Origin of the sequence: Vibrio sp. T9, from assembly GCF_003123985.1 — a bacterium.
Classification (GTDB): domain Bacteria; phylum Pseudomonadota; class Gammaproteobacteria; order Enterobacterales; family Vibrionaceae; genus Vibrio; species Vibrio diabolicus.
Genome location: NZ_NIGY01000142.1, coordinates 1 through 331, shown reverse-complemented (window position 1 = coordinate 331; position 331 = coordinate 1). Strand labels below are relative to the sequence as shown.

The 331-nt window shown below is 65.6% G+C and carries 1 protein-coding gene; it reads right to left on the bottom strand.

Annotated features, from left to right (window positions below; all coding sequences use genetic code 11):
* On the bottom strand, positions 1–331 hold a 331-nt coding region (locus tag CBX98_RS25815; protein ID WP_197710263.1), incomplete at both ends, for a biotin/lipoyl-binding protein.

Sequence of the window (331 nt, the reverse complement as noted above, 5' to 3'; positions counted from 1 at the left end):
CTCCTTGCCGTCGAAATCGGCGGAGTCTTTCGCCGACTGCAGTTCCGCCAGTTGCTGGCGATACGTGGCCTTGAGCGCCTCCACCTGGAGCCGTGCGGTACCCAGACGGGCCTCCGCCTGTTCGACGGCAATCCGGTAGGGCTGCGGGTCGACGCGGAACAGCAACTGTCCTTTATGGACACGCTGGTTGTCGCGGACGGCGATGTCCACCACCTGGCCGGAGACCCGGGCGTTGATCGAATCCTTCGCCGAACGCACGAAGGCGTCGTCGGTCTCGACGTTGCCTTGTCCGCTCAGGAACCGGGCGCCACCGACCCCGATCATCAGGAGC